The organism is Synechococcus sp. BS56D (genome assembly GCF_004332405.1).
GTDB lineage: Bacteria > Cyanobacteriota > Cyanobacteriia > PCC-6307 > Cyanobiaceae > Synechococcus_C.
Genome location: NZ_PHQU01000001.1, coordinates 1 through 17,832 on the forward strand (window position 1 = coordinate 1; position 17,832 = coordinate 17,832).

12 protein-coding genes are annotated in these 17,832 nt (G+C 60.1%); 3 read left to right on the top strand and 9 right to left on the bottom strand.

Annotation, left to right across the window (positions count from 1 at the left end; all coding sequences use genetic code 11):
* Both CWE17_RS00005 and CWE17_RS00010 read left to right on the top strand, forming a co-directional pair.
* Positions 1-3,743, top strand: a 3,743-nt coding sequence (locus CWE17_RS00005) for a tandem-95 repeat protein (protein ID WP_131454335.1), incomplete at its 5' end; no start/stop codon positions are given.
* Between the two features lie 18 nt (positions 3,744-3,761).
* The gene (locus CWE17_RS00010) at positions 3,762-7,781 is read left to right on the top strand and encodes a cadherin-like domain-containing protein (protein ID WP_131454336.1); all 4,020 of its coding nucleotides are present in this window, start codon (positions 3,762-3,764) and stop codon (positions 7,779-7,781) included.
* On the opposite strand, the gene CWE17_RS00015 is transcribed toward CWE17_RS00010, so the two are convergent.
* The 9 genes from CWE17_RS00015 to CWE17_RS00055 form a co-directional block, all read right to left on the bottom strand.
* Entirely contained in the window at positions 7,751-8,230 is a 480-nt protein-coding gene (locus CWE17_RS00015) for a hypothetical protein (RefSeq protein WP_131454337.1), read from the bottom strand. The genes CWE17_RS00010 and CWE17_RS00015 overlap by 31 nt on opposite strands.
* On the bottom strand, positions 8,227-8,901 hold the full coding sequence (locus CWE17_RS00020; protein ID WP_131454338.1) for a hypothetical protein: 675 nt from the start codon (positions 8,899-8,901) through the stop codon (positions 8,227-8,229). The genes CWE17_RS00015 and CWE17_RS00020 overlap by 4 nt, the downstream gene beginning before the upstream one ends.
* The gene (locus CWE17_RS00025) at positions 8,898-9,392 is read right to left on the bottom strand and encodes a hypothetical protein (protein ID WP_131454339.1); all 495 of its coding nucleotides are present in this window, start codon (positions 9,390-9,392) and stop codon (positions 8,898-8,900) included. Before CWE17_RS00025 ends, CWE17_RS00020 begins: the two co-directional genes overlap by 4 nt.
* Positions 9,368-10,681 carry a MotA/TolQ/ExbB proton channel family protein gene (locus CWE17_RS00030; protein ID WP_131454340.1) on the bottom strand — a complete coding sequence of 438 codons (1,314 nt, stop codon included), beginning with the start codon at positions 10,679-10,681 and terminating at the stop codon, positions 9,368-9,370. The genes CWE17_RS00025 and CWE17_RS00030 overlap by 25 nt, the downstream gene beginning before the upstream one ends.
* A 43-nt stretch (positions 10,682-10,724) precedes the next feature.
* The gene (locus tag CWE17_RS00035; protein ID WP_131454341.1) at positions 10,725-11,030 is read right to left on the bottom strand and encodes a hypothetical protein; all 306 of its coding nucleotides are present in this window, start codon (positions 11,028-11,030) and stop codon (positions 10,725-10,727) included.
* Positions 11,031-11,065: 35 nt separating this feature from the next.
* Positions 11,066-12,214 carry an HlyD family efflux transporter periplasmic adaptor subunit gene (locus CWE17_RS00040; protein ID WP_131454342.1) on the bottom strand — a complete coding sequence of 383 codons (1,149 nt, stop codon included), beginning with the start codon at positions 12,212-12,214 and terminating at the stop codon, positions 11,066-11,068.
* Positions 12,215-12,217: 3 nt separating this feature from the next.
* Entirely contained in the window at positions 12,218-15,154 is a 2,937-nt protein-coding gene (locus CWE17_RS00045) for a peptidase domain-containing ABC transporter (protein ID WP_370318250.1), read from the bottom strand.
* A 144-nt stretch (positions 15,155-15,298) separates the two neighbouring features.
* A complete protein-coding gene (locus CWE17_RS00050; RefSeq protein ID WP_131454344.1) occupies positions 15,299-15,997 on the bottom strand; it encodes a peptidylprolyl isomerase in 699 nt (232 codons plus the stop codon).
* Between the two features lie 20 nt (positions 15,998-16,017).
* Complete coding sequence (locus tag CWE17_RS00055; RefSeq protein WP_131454345.1) at positions 16,018-16,983, bottom strand: RpoD/SigA family RNA polymerase sigma factor; 966 nt, start codon at positions 16,981-16,983, stop codon at positions 16,018-16,020.
* A 114-nt stretch (positions 16,984-17,097) separates the two neighbouring features.
* Between CWE17_RS00055 and CWE17_RS00060 the strand changes: the two genes are divergently transcribed.
* Positions 17,098-17,823 (top strand): response regulator transcription factor, encoded by a 726-nt coding sequence (locus tag CWE17_RS00060; protein WP_131454346.1) that lies wholly within the window; start codon positions 17,098-17,100, stop codon positions 17,821-17,823.
* The last annotated feature ends 9 nt before the right edge of the window (positions 17,824-17,832 follow it).

Sequence of the window (17,832 nt, forward strand, 5' to 3'; positions counted from 1 at the left end):
GTTCCTTCAACTCTGGATCGGTTCCGCTCACCAACGACCAGCTCAAAGCCATGCTGGCTCTCTCCGTCAGCTCTGGTTCCACCTCTGCAATCGACGCCAACGAACCGAACGGGTCAAACTTCACCTGGACATTCACATCCGGTCCCGCAACAGGTGGCGGTGACAACGCCTTTGAGTTCCTCGCCGCTGGCGAAACCCTCGAGCTCACCTACACCGTAAAAACCACCGATAGCTCAGGTGCCACAACTGGTGAAATCACAACCGATACCTCAACCGTTGTTATCACCATCACCGGCACCAACGACACACCGGACATCAGTGTTGACAATGGCGACAGCGACATCGGTCAGCTCACTGAGGGCAACGCCGGACTGACCACCACCGGCACTCTCACCGTGGCCGATCTGGATCTGACCGATCAGGTCTCCGCAGCGGTCGACAGTGTCACTGTCAGCGGAACAGGCTCCGCCAGCGTGCCCGCCAGCCTCGTCAACGCCACCCTCAAGGGCTTCCTCAGCGTCTCTCCAACAACCATCCTCGACGGTACAAAACAGAGAGAGAGACTCAACTGGACCTTTGACAGCGGATCAGAGGCCTTCGACTTCCTCGCCAATGGCGAAACTCTCGTCCTTACCTACACCGTCACCGCCACCGATGACGACGGCACTCCCCTCGCTGACAGCGAAAGCGTCTCCATCACCATCACTGGAACCAATGACGCTCCCACGTTTGATATCACAACGAGGGCTGACCTTCCCGACACACTGGAAGATAAGGCGGTCAGCTTCAACATTGCCGATCTGCTACAGGGAGCTGGCGATCGTGACACCAGTGACAAGCTGCGCTTACGCGACCTTCATGTAAGCAGTCGCAATGGTTACCTTGAAGACGATGGAGAAGGCGGTTTGACCTTTACGCCAGTCGAAGACGCCTATGGAGAGGTGACGCTCAGATATCAAGTTTATGACGCTCACGGCGGCGTAGTCACTGCAACCAACAAGTTCGACATCACCCCAGTCAACGACCCGCCACGGCGCACCGATGACGGCCCTCGATCCCTGTATTTGATCGAAGATTCGCCGATCACGCCGCTGGGATTGGACGCCTTGAGCTGGGTGAGTGGACCGGCCAACGAAGCCGGTCAAACGCTGACCTTCACGATCACAGCTCTGCCGCCGGTCACACTGGGCGAGCTCGGCCTGCCGGGAGCCAACAACACGCTGGTTCCGTTGGTGCTCAATCAGCAGCTCACGCTGCTGCAGCTCCAGGCTTTGCAATTCAGCCCAACGGAGAATACAAATGGAACAGGTACTTTCACCTACACAGCCAGCGATGGTGACCTCAATGCAGGTGGTTTAAGCACAACCGACAGTTTTGTTATTACGGTGCTGCCTGTCAACGACGCGCCGGTGCGAACATCATCATCCATTGAACCCTTGGTGATTGAGCACAGCGATCTCGAATTCCGCAGTGATGCGTACCTGCCGATACCACTTGGCCTTGAAGCACTTAATTATCATGCTGGTGGGGATCTGGCCGAACAGAACAGCCAGAATCTGCATGTCACGATCGATGCCCTGCCCCTACCCGCCATTGGCACGGTGGTGTTGACCGATGGCACGCCCATTCAGCAAGGGCAGACCTACACATTCTCCGAGCTGCGCGGCATGCAGTTGCTAACCGATGCCGATGCCCTGGCATTGCCGGCTGATCAACGCTTGACAGGGTTGCGCTTCAGCATCAGTGAAACCCAAGCTGACCGCAGTGGCCTGCCGCAGTTTGTGCAGGAAGTGCTGCCCATTTATGTAGCTGGTAATGCCCGTGCCGCCAAGGCCCTCGAGGTGTTAACCGCGATGGATCTGAGCGAAGAGCAGCTAAGCGGTTACCTCGACGACCTCGAACAGGCAGCCGAATCGCTGGTCAGTGCCAGTGAGATCGATCTGCTTGACCCACTGGTCTATGGAAGCCTGGATTCTTCCAATCCACTGTTTGTCAAACGCGCCAGTGGTACCTCGACCCTCGCCGGCAAAGAGGTCAATTTCCTCGCCAATGCGATGCCTCTCAACTTCACGGTTGATGCCCCCGCATCCAGCGATGCCGATGGATCACGCCTGGGAACGCAGATTGCTTATGAGATTCGCTACAGCACAGATACCACGACCGATGAGGTGAACGGCACTGAGATCCGCGAGCTTGTGCGATCCAGTGAGTTAGGCCGCAGCTTCGATCGCTACTTCAAGTTTATCTCAGAACACACCCTGTGGAGCTACGGGGCCCGTGTGGATCTCGATGCACAGGGCAATCTGCAATACAACGACGAAGGTGAAGTTCTCTACAGCTGGGAATCCTCGCCAATCCTCACCGTCGACGGCCAACCGCTCACCACCCTTGACGGTGAGATCATCACCGCCGCTGGTTATTACGACTTCACCCGACGCGATGGCCGGGGCGATGGCGCCGAGCTTGAATACACCACCATTGACGGAATTGACTACATCTCCTCGGCAACGATTTATCTGACCGACAACCTATTTGGTGACAACAATCCAGAATCGGAGCTCATTCTTGACCCTGGTGTTCCTGTTTCGCTTCTCCCTGTACTAGGAAACTCCACTGTTACACAGTCAACTCCCACCCTTTCCACTTCCTCGAAAGGAAATCCCACACTTATGGCCTTGCAGACAACGCTGATCGATGGCGGCAGCCGCGGGAATGCTTCTGGTTCTGCAAAGTTGGCACCGAAGATTAACCCTTGGTATCAGCCAGGTTCGACCAGTTTCCGATTGGCGATGTCAATCGGCGGTGGCGGTTTTGATGGTCTTGCGGATAATTGGTTGCCGAAAATGACGATCAATCGGGCAGGTCCATCATCGAGTGCAAAACAAAACGTCACTGGAGTTCGACTCGGTGAACATCTACCGGATGAAGCACCCTCAAAGCCGCGAAAGCGCGAGTCACTACTCCAGCCCCTCAACGATCACCCGGCGAGCCTCTCAGGTAATCCGGACACACGCTCGTTTGTTTATGGCCGCCTTCAGGACGGCTCATTGCTAGGCAACCATCTCCTCGATGCTCTAGCCCTCGGTGCTGGCGTGGCCTACGGGTTCTATGGGCCGAAGGCTGCATTGGTCGGGGCCGGCGGTCTAAGGCGGCTCGCGTCAAGGCTCCAGTCGCGCATGGGCCTTGGCGGCGATGCGGCCGGCCGGGAACAGCGAGTGCTCGCCCTGTTTGTGGTTCAAGCCAGTGCCGACACCCAACGCCTGGTGATCGCGCGTTTGACCAGTTCGGGGCTCACGATCCTTGCCCAACAGGATCTGCCGGCAGGCGTCAACGTCGACAAGCCTGGCGCTCAGGCACAGATCGACTACTGCACCAAACAGCTGCTTGAGCGCTCACGTGGCAGTGGTCTCGATGCCACCGATCTGGCGCTTGTCGATCCCCGCTTGCAGGCTCAGTCTTCCCTACTGCGCGGCGGTGACCATCCCGTGGAACTGCTGGTGATTCGTGGTCTCAGCGAGGGCATCGCTCGCCTTTCAGACGCGCAGCGCCAGCAACTGCAGGCCTGGGTGCAGCAGCCCAATGCGGCGCTCCCCACGAGCAACCCCCTGGTTGCACTCATTGAGCAGCGCACGGCCAGCTACGCCAGATTGATGCCTCAGCAGCAGGCCACCATGGCTCTGCTGGTTGAACTCAGCCTGGCCTTGATGGCGACGTCGCAGGCGCCGACCACCACAGTCGTTTGACCTGAGGACCCAGCAGCCATGACCTCACTCCAGCCACGTCAGAACAACGAAGCCTGGGCCCAAGATCGGCAGACAGCCGGTGATCAGGCTGATCTGAACAGTGCTCTTGTAGCCGCACCTGCCGAGCAGCCCTGGTTCCAGACAGGCTCGGCCGCCGACCTTGACCGTTCACTCGAGCAGGTCAATCAGCAGATTGCCTGGCTGCAGGCCAACGCCAACGCTGCTGCACTCGAATGGCGTGCGCCTCTCCCAGTCGGCCCGGCGGAAGCACCGATCAGCACAACGCTGCAGGCCCCTGCCGATGAACTGCTGGGCGGGGCGCGCCAGTCTCTGCAGGCGCTTCAAGACAATGGTCAGCTCGACACGGTTGTGATGAAGGCCTTTAGCGGTGCCGATCAGCAAGGGCTGAGCGATGCCATTCAAGGGTTTCTTACCGGTGAGCGCCAACCGCTCATCCAGTGGGCACGGTTTGCCAATGCCGATGTGGGCGGCGCCTACCTGGCAGGTCGCAACACAATGTTGATTAGTGAATCCCTGCGCAGCGCTCCCCAGGACCGGTTGCAGTCCGTTGTGCTCGAGGAGTTGGGTCACTGGCTCGATGATCAGCGCACTGGCCAGCTCGACACAACGGGCGATGAAGGCGCGGTGTTTGCCGCGTTGCTGCGCGATGGCACCCTCGACAGTCGGGGCAGCACTGTCGATGAGAGCGATGCAGCGCTGTTATTGATTGATGGACAGCTCGTGGCCGCTGAGCTCAACAAGGCTCCAAGCCTCACGGGTTCTCCTGTCGGCTTGCCCGACACCCAGGAGGACACCCCTCTCAGCTTCACGACAGCCGACCTGCTGAGCGGATTTACCGATCCGGACGCGGGCAACATTTTGCAGATCCAGAACCTGCGGGTCACGTCCAACAACGGCACCCTGGTCAACGACGGCACCGGCGCGTTGACCTTCACACCCACGCCCGATGCCACTGGTGTGGTGACACTGGCCTACGACGTGATCGATGGCCTGGGTGGGGTCATCAGCACCAATACCGCGTTTGAGATCACAGCGCTCAATGACCCACCGCGCCGCAGCGACGATGGCCCCAGAGCGCTTTACCTGATTGAAGACTCGCCGATCACGCCTCTGGGGCTGGATGGTCTCAGCTGGGAAAGCGGCCCGACCAATGAAGTGGATCAAACCCTGACCTTCACGGTCACGGCCCTGCCGCCAGCGGCGCTGGGGCTGGTGGGTCTGCTGGCTACAGGTAACACCCTAGTCCCGCTGCAGCTCAACCAGGAGCTCACACTTGCGCAGCTTCAGGCGTTGCAATTCTTCCCGGCAGCTGATGCCAACGGGACCGGAACCTTCAGCTATGCGGCCAGTGATGCGGGTGGTGAAACCACGACCGACACCTTCAGCATCAATGTGCTGGCTGTCAACGATGCACCGGTCGACCAAGCCATTGGGATCACGCCACCGGTTGTGGACAACACGGCCCTGATTCTCGAATCCAACGGCCTCTACCGCCGCGTTTCGCTGGGGCTTGCTGATCTGCAGCTCAACCCGGGCGGAGATCAGCAGGAGCGCGATCTGCAGACCCTGCGCTACCGGGTGGTTGAGATTCCTGATGCGGAACTAGGTGTTGCGCTGTTGCCACTGGTAGGCGATGTCGAGGAAGCCGTTGCAGTGGGCGGCACGTACACCATCGAGCAGCTCAGAACGCTTGAATTCCGGCCGACAGCCGGCATCGAGCAGCGTTCTGCTGATCAGCGACTCGGTTATTTGCGTTTTGAGGCCATCGATGAGGGCAACCCCATCGATGGCCCCCAGAGTGCACGACTGATTACCTTGCCGATCCTGGTCGACACCAATGCTGCTGCTGGCCGAGCCGGGATTCGCGTTGCCGGCCTCACCAATGATGACGACGCCATCCGTGCTGTTCTGGCACTGGATCCGAGCAACCCTGAACCCGGGTTTCGCGCCGGTCAGGGGATCAATGACACAGCGATCAAAGGCCTGAATCCATTGCTCTACAGGCAGCTCAACCGCGACAATCCGCTGTACCTGGCTGAGATCGGTGGGACGACCATTGTCGATGGCCGTGAGGTCAACTACACACCATCAGCAGTTCCATTTGTGTTTGACCTGCAGATGGCATCGCTCGATCCTGCCAGCTGGGCCTTCGGAGGCCTCGAGCCCACACACACCCTTTACTACCGATCGACCCTCTCAGGCCAGCTGCGCAGCCTGTCCAGTGACGAAACTTACAGCCTAGAGACAACAGCGCCCCAAGGCTTCACGTTTCAGGCCAATGGTGCATGGAGCTTTGATCCCTTTGATCCCGATACCGGCGCGTTGCGCGCTGACTATGCCGATCTCACCGCGGTGGGTGCTACCCGTAACCTCACGATCAACTACCGCCGTGATGGTCAGCTTGGTTCCTTTAGCCTCGCGCTGACTCGCACCGAAAATACAGTAGTAGTGAGCATGGTTGATGGCGAAGGAGCGATGACCACCAGCCGGGGTGACTGGATTGCCGCTAACCCTGAAGGTCTAGAGCGGGACCGCTATTTCAAATATGTATCTGAGTTCACACTCACTAGTTACGGGGCACTTGATACGGGTGAGCGCGATGAGAAGGGTGAAAAAATCTTTGCCTGGGATACTCCTAGCGCCATTCGCACTGCAGATGGCCAACCGCTGCGTTTACTAGATGGAACGCCAATCACAAAACCAGGTTATTACGATTTCACTAGGCGAAATGGCGACGGTGATGGCGTTGAATTTATTTACGAAACCATTCTTGAACGCGGCAAAGAAGTTGAGTACATCGTTGGCATGCGCTTCTTCTTAAAGAACAACATGTTCGGCGACAACGACCCAGACTTGGACAATATTCGCGATCCTGGCGCACCAATCACCTTTCTACGCGAGCTCGGCGTTGTGACAACTCTCTACACGAGCGATTTGCCTTCAGATTCAAAACTCGAATTCACGAAACAATTTAACCAGACAGTTGCACTAATCGATTCCAATACCGAATCGATCAATACCGAATCGATCAATATTTTATTGAGCAGACCTGATCCAACAATAGATTATCCCCATGCCTTTAGTCGTCCTGGTGGATTAGCTTCACGCGATGGCGATGCACTGAGGGGCACAAATAATTGGGACATGGATGCAACAAGCGGCGGGTCAGATGGTGAGGGCCAGAAGACTCCAGCAACACGAAATAGCCAAGACGGATCCACCCGAACCCCAGGCCAGCGTGGCTTCCGACTGGATCCGCAGACGTCCCTAGCGATCGCCTCAGAGTCCGACTCATTCATGCTCCAGCTCAGTGAAACCAATCTCCTAGGAGCAAATCTTCTCGACGCCCTCGCACTCGGCGCCGGCCTTCTCTATGTGCTTTACGGCCCGAAGGCCGTTGGGCAGGCGCGGAATGCTTTACCAAAATGGTTGGGTGGCGGAGCTTGGTTTCGGCGCAATCACGCCAACCGAGCTGCTTTGTCTGTCTTGATGTTGTTGCTGAGCCGTAAGCCCAGCGGAGAGCCAACACTGATGGCCCTCACATTAGATGGGAATCAAATCAAAATTCTGGGGCAACATCGTCTTCCAAATCAGCAATCCCCTACATCGACTTTGCAGTCCGCTCTCGCTTCCCTGCTGCATTCCCTGCCAGAACGCCCCGAGCCATACGACTTACTCATGCTCGACAACCAGCTGGAAAGCCTTGGCAATGCCGCCGCCGGATCCATGCTGCAGAGGCTCGGCATACGTCGACTTTCCTTGGGTTCAGCAGCACTAGTTGCAGCGGTAGGTGCCGCCAACCCTGCAGAGCTCGGCACAGTTCAGGCCTGGCTCAACCAACCATCTGCTGCACCACCGCAGACATCGCCGATTCATCAGGCGCTGCTGAATCGACGGGATGCCCTGCTCGAGCATCTGACCCCTGAACAGGCCATGCTCACAGCCATGGTCGAGCTCAGCCAGGCCTTAACGTGGAGATCTGAGGTTCAGCGTTTCGGCTTTGATCGGCAGCGCTGATCAAGCGCTGCCGTCACGAGTTCAATCGCACGGGGGTGCGATTGCATGCGAAAGGCCTCTCGTTCGATGGCGAACCTGTCACGCGGGTAACCGCGATACAGCAAACCGTTGATCTCCTTCTCCACCATTGGCTGCTGCTGCCAGACCCAACCAATGGTCTTTGGGCGTCCGTCGGGGCAGCTTTGGGCGGCATGCACGGCTTCATGGATCAAGGTGGCACGAACAATGCCCATGTCGATGCTGAGCGGGGCAATCCAGATTCGCCGTTGCCTCGTGTCGGTGAGGCCGTAGGCACCGCGAGCCGATGGTGCCTCGAGTGTCACCACGTAGCCAGCGCGTTGGAGTGCAGCAAGCAGCGGCTTCAGCTCAGCGGGGAAAAAAGGCTGCCTGCCCGAACCGGCCACCATGACGGCCGCGCCCAGCACCCATGGCAAGGCAGAAGTGATCATTGCACCGTCAGCGTGCGACCGCTGTTGCTCCAGAAGTAGATCGGTTGATCGCTTTGCCAGGGTTCCCAACCGAGTCGCACACCATGGCGCTGTGCGGCAACCTTGATGCTGCGGTAGGTGCTGAAGCCATCGCTTTCAAGAACAACAAAAACGGAGCGTCGTTGTCTGGCAAGGCTGGCCATCAATTGATCGAGCCAGTCTGGGCTGAGCTGAAGATCGGTTGTGCTCACGGTGGGTGGACCGACCCGCTGCAGGCTTCCTTCGCGGTGATCTAAACGCAAGTTCACTGATCCGATCTGTTGGTCTCGGTTCCAGCGATCGAGGCTGCTCCTGCACTGCTGCTGCGAGTAGCCCGTTTGCTGGTTGCAACGTTCCACGGCATTCACCCGCTGCCGATCCAGAATGAGCATTCGTTGCAGGGCTGGATCCAGATCCCAGATCCCGGCGCCACTGGCCTGAAGCAGGTGGAAGCCCTGCTGAGATTTACGAGTCATCGGGGCCTGAATGTTCAGGCTACCGGCGGCTGCAAAGATGCTCGTAAGAGCCGTGATTAACACCAGCACCCCAAGCACATTGGAGAGAATGTCGAGGAGGCTGGTGTCGTCGCTCCGGGACCCCAGCCCCTGATGGCGGCGGCGGCGCCTCAGCAGCAGCAATAATGCATCTCTCATGGCTGCACGGCCCCGGCTGCAGCAGGGGGTGGCTCAATCGTCCATTGGGGATCGAGCGGTTCGTAGCCCAGGGCGATGTTTTTGGCTTCGGCCTGGGCCCGCAGCTGGTTGAAGTCTCCGTAGGTACCGGGCCTCACACCGATCACGAGAAACTGTGGAACGCGTGCTGTGGCGATGCGATTGAGGAAAGCCTCGACCTGGGGGCTGCCGAGGGCGGCCAGTTGACGTTGACCATAGGCCAGCAACTCGAGCCGGCCTTGGCCCTGCAGCAACACATAATTCGCCACCTTCCCATGGTTGGTCCCACCGCTGCCGCTGGGCACGAACTGCACGTTCTGGCCGCCGGGTCTAATTTCCAGGGCAATGATGCCGATCAGCAGGGTCTGTACGCCGATCAACGCCGTCATGATCGCCATGAAGGCGAACAGATCGACGCCCACGGCCTTTGGCATGGCGCGGCGACGGGTCATCGGTGCCAGGGCCAGGGCCATTTCGGGCGCTGGAGCTGGAGCTGGTGGCGTTGCAACTGCTCCAGCTGCAAGAGCTGGGTACTGAGCTGCTCGATCGAGCGGCGTAGCTCAACGCTGGCCTTGAGGGTACTGAGCTCCTCGCCCAGCACCGCGGCAAGGCTGCTGGCGCTCTTGAGCTCGGCAAGCAGCGGTTGGAGCTGCTGCAACGAGCTGTTGAGCTGCTGAGCTGCGCCATCCATGCTGCCCCGAATGATCTGCGCCTGCTCCTGCAGGCTCAGGCGTGCCTCAGCGACACCTTCTACCGAATCGCGCACGAGCGTCGTGAGTGGATTGAGTTTGTCGATGGCGGCTGCGGTGAGCTGTTCGGCGTACTGCTGCGCCGGCTCCACCAGCACCGAAGGATCTGGCAGGTGTTGCTCGAAGGCTTCGTTGATCAACGCACCAAGCTCGTGTGATTGCGTTGGTGCGAGCAACGGATCACCTCCACCTCCAGAAACGACGCCCGTGGGGCTTAGCACAAGCACGGCATCACGCACACGCGTATCGATGGCGCTGAGTAGTTGCTCTTCTTGGCGTTCGATGCCGTTGATCGGAATCGCTAGCAACACCGCAATCACCAACGACAGATAGGTGGTGTCAAACGCCGTGCCAAGGCCGCTGGTGACCTTGGTGAGACCGGCCTTGAGACCATCGACGTTGTCGGCGTTGCCCAACACCGCCTCAAACGAGCCGACCGCCTGCGACATGCCGATCACCGTGCCAATGAAGCCAAGAATCGGAATCGCCCACAGCAGCACCTTCACCAGGCTGTAGCTGTTCTGCATCGCCAGCAGATAGAGATCGCTGTCGGCATCGGCGGCACGCTCTAACTGAAACGACGAGCGGCTGGCGCGCCACACCGACAACAGCCGCAGCAGCCGCTTGCCCACCAACGAGGCCGATTGTTCAGCCCGTAGGGCAGCCGCATCCAGATCCCCGGCCTCAAGCTGGCCGATGATGCCTGGCTCGAGCTGCCTGAGCTTGCGCTGTTGGGCGCTCAGTAGTCTCCACTTGCCGATCAGAAAGGCCGTGGCCATGCCGGCGGCCACCAGGCACACCACCTGGGTGGGTCCGCGCTGATGCAGAAAAGCATGGAACGGAGCTGCTCTGGGGGTTGTGGCCGCCCAGATCAGAAAACCAGCGATCCCGCCGATCACTCCCCAGCGGCTGATAGGCGGATCCAGGTCATGCCCTGAACCCAGGTTTGTGGCCTGCGGACCGCTGGCCATGGGTTGTGCGTTGTCGATCAGGAGGGGGAAGTTGGCGATCACGGCGGGGGTTCAGCGAACAACGATCGGGTCAGTTCAGCTCAACTCAGCTGACTTGGCTGGTGTCCCATTCCTTCCACTCCACCTCGACATCACCGATGGGTGTCGCGGTCGGCGGCGAAATGCGGCTTAAAATCTCGTTGGGCAAACCGAGCCGTTGGAACACGGCCTGACGCTGCTCCTGGGGCATGCCCGAAAAGGTGCGCACCACCTCGCGCACCTTGTATTCGTTGGTCACAAGCCGCATCAGCTCCTGCTGGTCGGGGCTCTCAAGCTGGCGGAACCAGCTGATGAACCGCTCCAGCTGCTGCTGAGGGTCGCTTGTGATGGTGTCGCCGGCTGTTGGGGGCATGATCGCGATGGCGGGATTAGTAACAAAGGCACTGATCACTCCGCATTGGAGCGGATGCGGCGCAGGGAATCGAACATCTTGGAAGACGCGTCGGTCAGCAGAGTGATCACGCGCTTCTCCCGCAAAATTAGATTCACCTGCACGCTCTGGCCCGAACTCACTAGGAAACGTTGGGAGCCGCGGCTCAGGTAATCGCGATCCAGGCGCACGTAGGCAGGAAATCGCGGCTGGGGGTTCTGCTCATCGGGCGGCAGCGGCAGACTGCCGATCGCTTTGAGCGAACCCGGTATCGAGCCAAACTGAGTAAAGGGGAATGTATCGACGCGGATCTGGGCAGGCATGCCCGGTTTCACGAAGCCCACATCACGGTTGCCGAGATACACCTTTGCCTCCAGCACCCCACCGGGCACCACCTTGACTAGGGTTTCACCGGCACTGGCGGCATAGCCAGGGCTCGAGGGCACCAGGTTGAACACCACGCCCGAGACAGGTGCGCGCAGCTCCTCTTTGTCTTGGGTGTTGCGCACCTCTGCCAGCTGGCGGTCGAGATCGGCGAGCTCCCGCAGGGATTCCTGCTTCATTTTGAGCAGCTGGGCCTGCACTTCCTGCAGGTTGGCCCGCGACTGGGCGATCTCCGACTGCAGCTGCTCAACCCGGTTGCGTTGTTGCAGAAGCTGCACTTTCTGGATACCGCCCTGGGAGGCAAGCGGCGCGATCTGGCTGTAGATCAGTTTTTCAGTACTCAAAGAACTCGTGAGGCCATCAGTACGCTCCTTGAGGCTCTGGGCTCGGGCTTCGATCGAGCGGCTTTCCTCCTCGAAGCGGGTGCGCTCGAGCTTGATCTGGGCCTTCAGCGTTTCGACCCGCTTCGCCGAAACATCGGCATCGAGGCGCAGCAACGGCTGATTGGCCATCACCTCCTGCCCTTCCTTGACCAGGATCTCCTCGACCACACCGGCAAAGGGAGACTTAATCGGGCGTTCGGCGCCCAGCGGTTGCAGTTCGCCCGGGGCCAGCACAACCTCGTCGATCTTGGCGAAAATCGCGTACACAAAGGCCAGGATTGCGGTACCGATGATCGTCCAGATCAGCGCCTGGCTCCAGATCGGTGTGGGTTTGAGCCGCACCTCCTGGGGGTTGACGCCGCGCACGGCGAGCGCAGAAGTGTTGGGTGTCTTGTCCATGGCTCAGCCCACTTCCTGCTGGTGATACAGCGTTGCGTAGCGACCATCAAGATCCATCAGCTCGCTGTGGTTGCCGCTCTCGACCAGAGCACCCTGATCCATCACCAGGATCGTGTCGGCATGGCGCAACGACGCCAGCCGGTGCGTGATGAAAAACACGGTCTGCCCGCGGTAGGCCTCAATCAGGTTGGCGGTGAGCCGGCGTTCGGTATCCACGTCGAGTGCACTGGTGGCTTCATCGAGCACGAGCAGCCGTGGTTTACGCAGGATCATGCGCGCGATCGCCAGCCGTTGCCGCTGGCCGCCACTGAGGCCCGCACCCCGCTCACCCACCGAGCTGGTGTAGCCCCCCGGCATCGACTGAATGAACTCATGGGCGCAGGCGATCTGGGCGGCCTGGCACACCTCTTCAAAGCTGGCGTCGGGCCGAGAAAGGGCGATGTTCGAGAGGATCGAACCGTCGAACAGCAGGCTGTCCTGGGGCACCACGCCGATCTGGGCGCGAAGTGAGTAGAGGTCGACCTTGCTGATGTCGTTGCCATCGATGCGGATCACCCCCTCCAGTGGCTCGTAGAGCCGGGTGATCAACTTCAGCAGGGTGCTCTTGCCCGAGCCGCTGCTGCCAACCACCCCCACAAACGAACCGGCTGGCATCTTGAAGTTGATGTTGCTGAGTTGCAAGCCGCCTTGGCTGCCGAAGCGGAAGCTCACACCGCCGTATTCGACCTCGCCGACGATCGGCGGGATCGGCGGCTTCTGCTCGCCCATGATCTCGAGCTCTTCGGGGTGGTCGACGATGTCGGCCAGTCGCTCGAGGGAAAGGGCCGTTTCCTGGAAGTTTTGCCAGAGATTGGCGAGCCGCAGCAGCGGGTTGGTGACGTAGCTGGCCAGGATCCGGAACGCAATCAGCTGGCCCAGCGTCATGTCGCCCTTGAGCACCAGCGACGCGCCCACCCACAGCACCAACAGGCCCGAGAGCTGCTCGAGAAACTGGCTAGCTGAGCCCGCTGCGGTGCTGGTGATCACATTGCGGAAGCCCGATTGGATCTGGCTGCCATAGAGCTGCTGCCATCGCCAGCGGCTGTGCAGCTCCATGCTCTGGCCCTTCACGGTTTCCATACCGGCGAGGGTCTCGACCAGGTGGCTCTGCACCCGCGCATTGGCTTCGGCCTGGTCGCGCAGCTGCTTGCGAATCAACGGCGCACTGAGCAGGGTCACCCCCACAAAAAACGGCACAACTGCCAGCGCCCAGAAGGTGAGCTGGACCGAATACAGCAGCATCACGGCGATGTAGATCACCGCAAACACCGCATCGAGAATCACCGTGAGCGCTGTGCCCGTTAAAAAGCGGCGGATCTTTTCGAGTTCGTTGATGCGGCTGCTCACCTCACCCACGGGCCGGTCGGCGAAGTAACCGAGCGGCAGGCGCAGCAGGTGATCGATGATCGTCGCGCCCAAGGTGATGTCGATCCGATTGGTGGTATCAGAAAACAGGTAGGTGCGCAGCGAGGCCAACACCCCCTGGGCCAGGGCCATGCCCACCAGGAGCGTGCCCAGCACGTTGAGGGTGCTGATGTTGCCTTGGCTGATCACCGCATCGATAATCTGCTGGATCAGCAGCGGATTGAGCAGCGCAAACAGCTGCACAAAGAAGCTGGCCACCAGCACCTGCACCAGCACCGCCTTGTGCTGCTGCAGCGCCGGCAAAAACCAGGCCAGGCCAAAGCGCTTCTTAGGTGTGCGGGCGCTGCGTTCGACGCACAGCACCTCGAGTGCACCGTCGTCGCTCCAGCCCGGCAGAGAGCGGGCCGCCGCCAGCCCTTGCACTGCCAGCGGATCGCCCAGCAGCAGCTGGCCGCCCTGATCAATCGCCCAAATCACAACGGGGCCGCCGCTGCCCATGGCCAACGCCGGCAGCGGCAAGCGTCTGAGCTGGGCTTCGTTGACCTGCATGGGTGAGACCCGCAGCCCCATCAGATCGGCGATCGCCGCCAGCTGCAGCAGTCCGATGCCGTTGCCTTCGCTGTCGCGGGCGAGCTGGTCCTCAAGAATGCGGCGCAGCACATCGCGTCTGAAGGGCAGGTCAAACTGGCGCGCCAGCATGCGCAGGCAGGCCAGCGGCACCTCGATCGGCCCCTCGCCGCTGAGGTGCGGAAATCTGCCGTCATCGCCCAGCCTCCCGTACCAGTCTTCGAGTGCCTGCTGCTGCTGCTCGATCGCCACAATCGCCGTGGAGCTTTCCTGCCAGTCAGGCTCAAGCAGCTCGGCCTCAGCCGGTTGCGCGTCCTGGCCGCCGTCCTCCGGGGCCACCACCAGTGCCGCAGGCCGGATGGCCGGGGGTGTGGCGGCCTGTTTGGCGATCAGCCGGGCGGGCAACTTGCCGCGCACCTTCAAGTTGAGGGGGCCCAGCACGTCGTCGCCGGGGTTAAATCCCGCCACATTGCTGCTGCTCAGGAGCCAGGGGCCCCAGGTGGCATCGAAGCTGTGCTCCCCCGGCGGCACCAGCAGCACCTGCTGGCGTTCGGATGCCTCAATGAGCTGATTGCTCGCCCAGTCGCGCAGCACAAGACGCTCCGGGGTGCGCGGCGAAGGGCTAGCGGCGGCTACAGCGTAAAGTTCCTCTAGGTTGGGCTTAGCGAAGGCGCGTTGCAGGCTTTCGTCGGCCGCCACCGCTTCGAGAAATGCTTGCTGCGGGATGAGCCACAGCTGACTGGGAAGGGCTGCAGCCACCGCCTGGCCGGTGACGCCGCGCAGCAGCCCAACCTGGCCAACCATTTCGCCGGGGCCTAGGCGCTGCAGGGTGAACGGTTCGGTGCGCTCATCGAGGCTTAGGAGGCGAAGCTGTCCCTGGGCAACGAGCGCCACTCCCGGAGGTAGGGAGGTGTAGTCGTAGAGCTTTTGGCCAGGTCGCAACTTCAGTGCTTGCAGCACATCTGCCAACTGGACCTGGGTCGTTTCAGGCAGCTGGGAAAAGGGGTCCCACGTCCGAAGAACCCTCAGAGCCAGTGCGAGTTGGAGGGGTGGCACACCAGCGCTGAGATTTAAGGCTTGAAGTTAGCTGGATTTTTAGCTGAATGAACTTATTTAGTTATTGTTGAGCAGTTTCTGACCCAACTCCAGCAGCAGGAGGCGACGCAAGCGTTGATCGAGAACGGCCGGCCTGCTCTGCTCAAGCCTTACCAGCAGCCAGCCCTTTTGGTAAGGCTTGGGCGGCAACAACTGACCGGGCTGGATAACCCGCAGCAGCTGGGCCAGGCCTTCAGGAAGTTCCGCGAGCGGAAACGGCCCATGCCGACCTCGCGGGCCCAGCTCGGGTGCCGGCGGCAGCTGCTCCATTAGAGCTTCAAGGCTTATCTCACCCTCTTTGACCTGCATGTAGAGCTCGGAGCACAGGTCCTGATCGGCGACCGGCAACACGGTGTAGATCACCTCGTCGAGCTCGCTCTTGCGTTTTAAAAAATGACTGAGAAGCTGTTTGCCGCAACGCTGCTCGCACAATTGGAGCCAGATGTGATGGCGACGGGCGCGGATCACAAGCTCAGCCCGGCTGAGCCCTTCGTAAGCCATCCACTGCTGAATAGCCGCTGCTCCCTTCAGACCTAAGTCTGCTAGGTAATCCTGAATCTCCTGGTCCAGCAAAGCTTCGCTGGAGGGTGGGCCGAGTTCGGGCGAGGCTGCGATCCAGCGCTCCCGTTTTAACTCGAGCTGAATACGCCCTGCCAAACCAAGCCTTTGAAGCACTTCCACGGTGAGGCCCATTTGGGGGTCTAGGGATTTATCCACCTATCAAGACGCCATTGCCGTCAGGCTGCCACGTAAGCCTCGAGCTGCCCATCCAGCCCTCGCAGCATTTCCAAACCCTCCCGCTCAAGACGGCGGGTTCGATCACGGCTCATCCGCAACGACTTGGCAATGCCGGTGAGGCTCATCGGCTCCTCCCCGTCCATCCCATAACGCATCCGCAGCACTCGACGCTGCAGATCTGGCAGCTGCTCCAGCAGATCTCGCAGATCTCCCTTCAGACATTCGCCCTCCACCTGCTCGCTCGGTAGCTCTCCATCCCCCGCCAGAAGCTCCAGCAGCTCCGTGTCATCGCCATCACCCACCTTCATCTCCAGGCTCACTGGCTGACGTGCACGGCACATCAGCTCCTTCACCTCCTCTTCCGGCAGTTCCACAAACTCCGCCAGCTCCGTCACCGTTGGCGTTCGACCCAGCTCCTGGCTCAACTCACGCTGACCTTTCTTCAGCTTGTTCAGCATCTCCGTGATGTGGATCGGAAGACGGATCGTCCGGCTCTTCTCCGCAATCGCACGCGTGATCCCCTGACGGATCCACCAGTACGCATACGTACTGAACTTGTAGCCACGCGTTGGATCGAACTTCTCCACACCACGCACCAAGCCGATCGTTCCCTCCTGGATCAGATCCAGAAGCTCCATATTCCGCTTCGTGTATTTCTTCGCGACGCTCACCACCAAACGCAAATTGGCCGCCACCATCCGCTCCTTCGCACGACGGCCCGCCTGCTGTTTCCGCTTCAGCTGCACACCGCTCAGGCCAGCTGCCTTCGCTAACTCCTCGGATGCAACCACCTCGCCACCACGCTGTTCACTCAGCTCAGACTCCAGCGCCTCAAGCTCCATCAGCTCCTGCACCTGACGACCCAGCGTGATCTCCTGCTGATGGCTCAACAGCGGCACACGACCGATGTCCCGCAGGTACGAACGCACCAGATCCACGTCGGGGAGCACGGACAGGGGGGCCACAGGTCGATTACGAAACTGAACTGTTTCGTAATTTACCATCGTTTACAGGGTTTTCCTGACCGAATCGGCGGAATTCAGGCCCTTGGGCAGAATGGAGTCAGAACAGAGGTTCCGGTGATCAGCCCACCCGCCAGTGCCGTCAGCACAGCCAGGCTTCTGCTCGTTGAAGACGATGAATCAATCCGTGAAACGGTACGAGAAGCTCTGAAAGCAGAGGGTTTTGAGGTTCTCGCCTGTGGAGATGGCGCCGAAGCCCTCGCCACCCTCACGCAGTCCACAGCAGAACCAGTCGACCTGGTGGTGCTCGACCTGATGCTCCCGGGCCTTGGCGGCTTGGACCTCTGCAGGCAACTGCGCAAGAGCGAAGACAACACCCCGATCCTGGTCATCAGTGCCCGCGATAGCGAAACCGACCGCGTGCTGGGCCTCGAGGTCGGAGCCGATGACTACCTGGTGAAACCCTTCGGGCTGCGGGAACTCGTAGCCCGCTGCCGGGCGCTGCTGCGCCGTTCCCAGCAACCCGTTGGCGATGAGCCGAGTCCACTGGTGTTCAGGCACGACAATCTCTGCCTCTACGCCCAGGAATGCCGGGTCACCCGCGACGACAAGGATCTCAATCTCTCGCCGAAGGAATACAAAATTCTTGAGCTGTTCATCAAGAATCCCAAGCGGGTGTGGAGCCGTGACCAGCTTTTGGAGCGAATCTGGGGCATCGATTTCGTCGGAGATACCAAAACCGTTGATGTGCACATTCGCTGGCTAAGGGAAAAGATTGAGGATGAACCGTCCTCGCCTTGCCACATCCGTACCGTGCGGGGCTTCGGCTACCGCTTCGGGTAAAAGAAAGGG

Coding starts and splice junctions, on each gene's coding strand:
- CWE17_RS00010 (WP_131454336.1), top strand. CDS start 3,762: ATGACCTCACTCCAGCCACGTCAGAACAACGAAGCCTGGGCCCAAGAT.
- CWE17_RS00015 (WP_131454337.1), bottom strand. CDS start 8,230: ATGATCACTTCTGCCTTGCCATGGGTGCTGGGCGCGGCCGTCATGGTG.
- CWE17_RS00020 (WP_131454338.1), bottom strand. CDS start 8,901: ATGAGAGATGCATTATTGCTGCTGCTGAGGCGCCGCCGCCGCCATCAG.
- CWE17_RS00025 (WP_131454339.1), bottom strand. CDS start 9,392: ATGGCCCTGGCCCTGGCACCGATGACCCGTCGCCGCGCCATGCCAAAG.
- CWE17_RS00035 (WP_131454341.1), bottom strand. CDS start 11,030: ATGCCCCCAACAGCCGGCGACACCATCACAAGCGACCCTCAGCAGCAG.
- CWE17_RS00040 (WP_131454342.1), bottom strand. CDS start 12,214: ATGGACAAGACACCCAACACTTCTGCGCTCGCCGTGCGCGGCGTCAAC.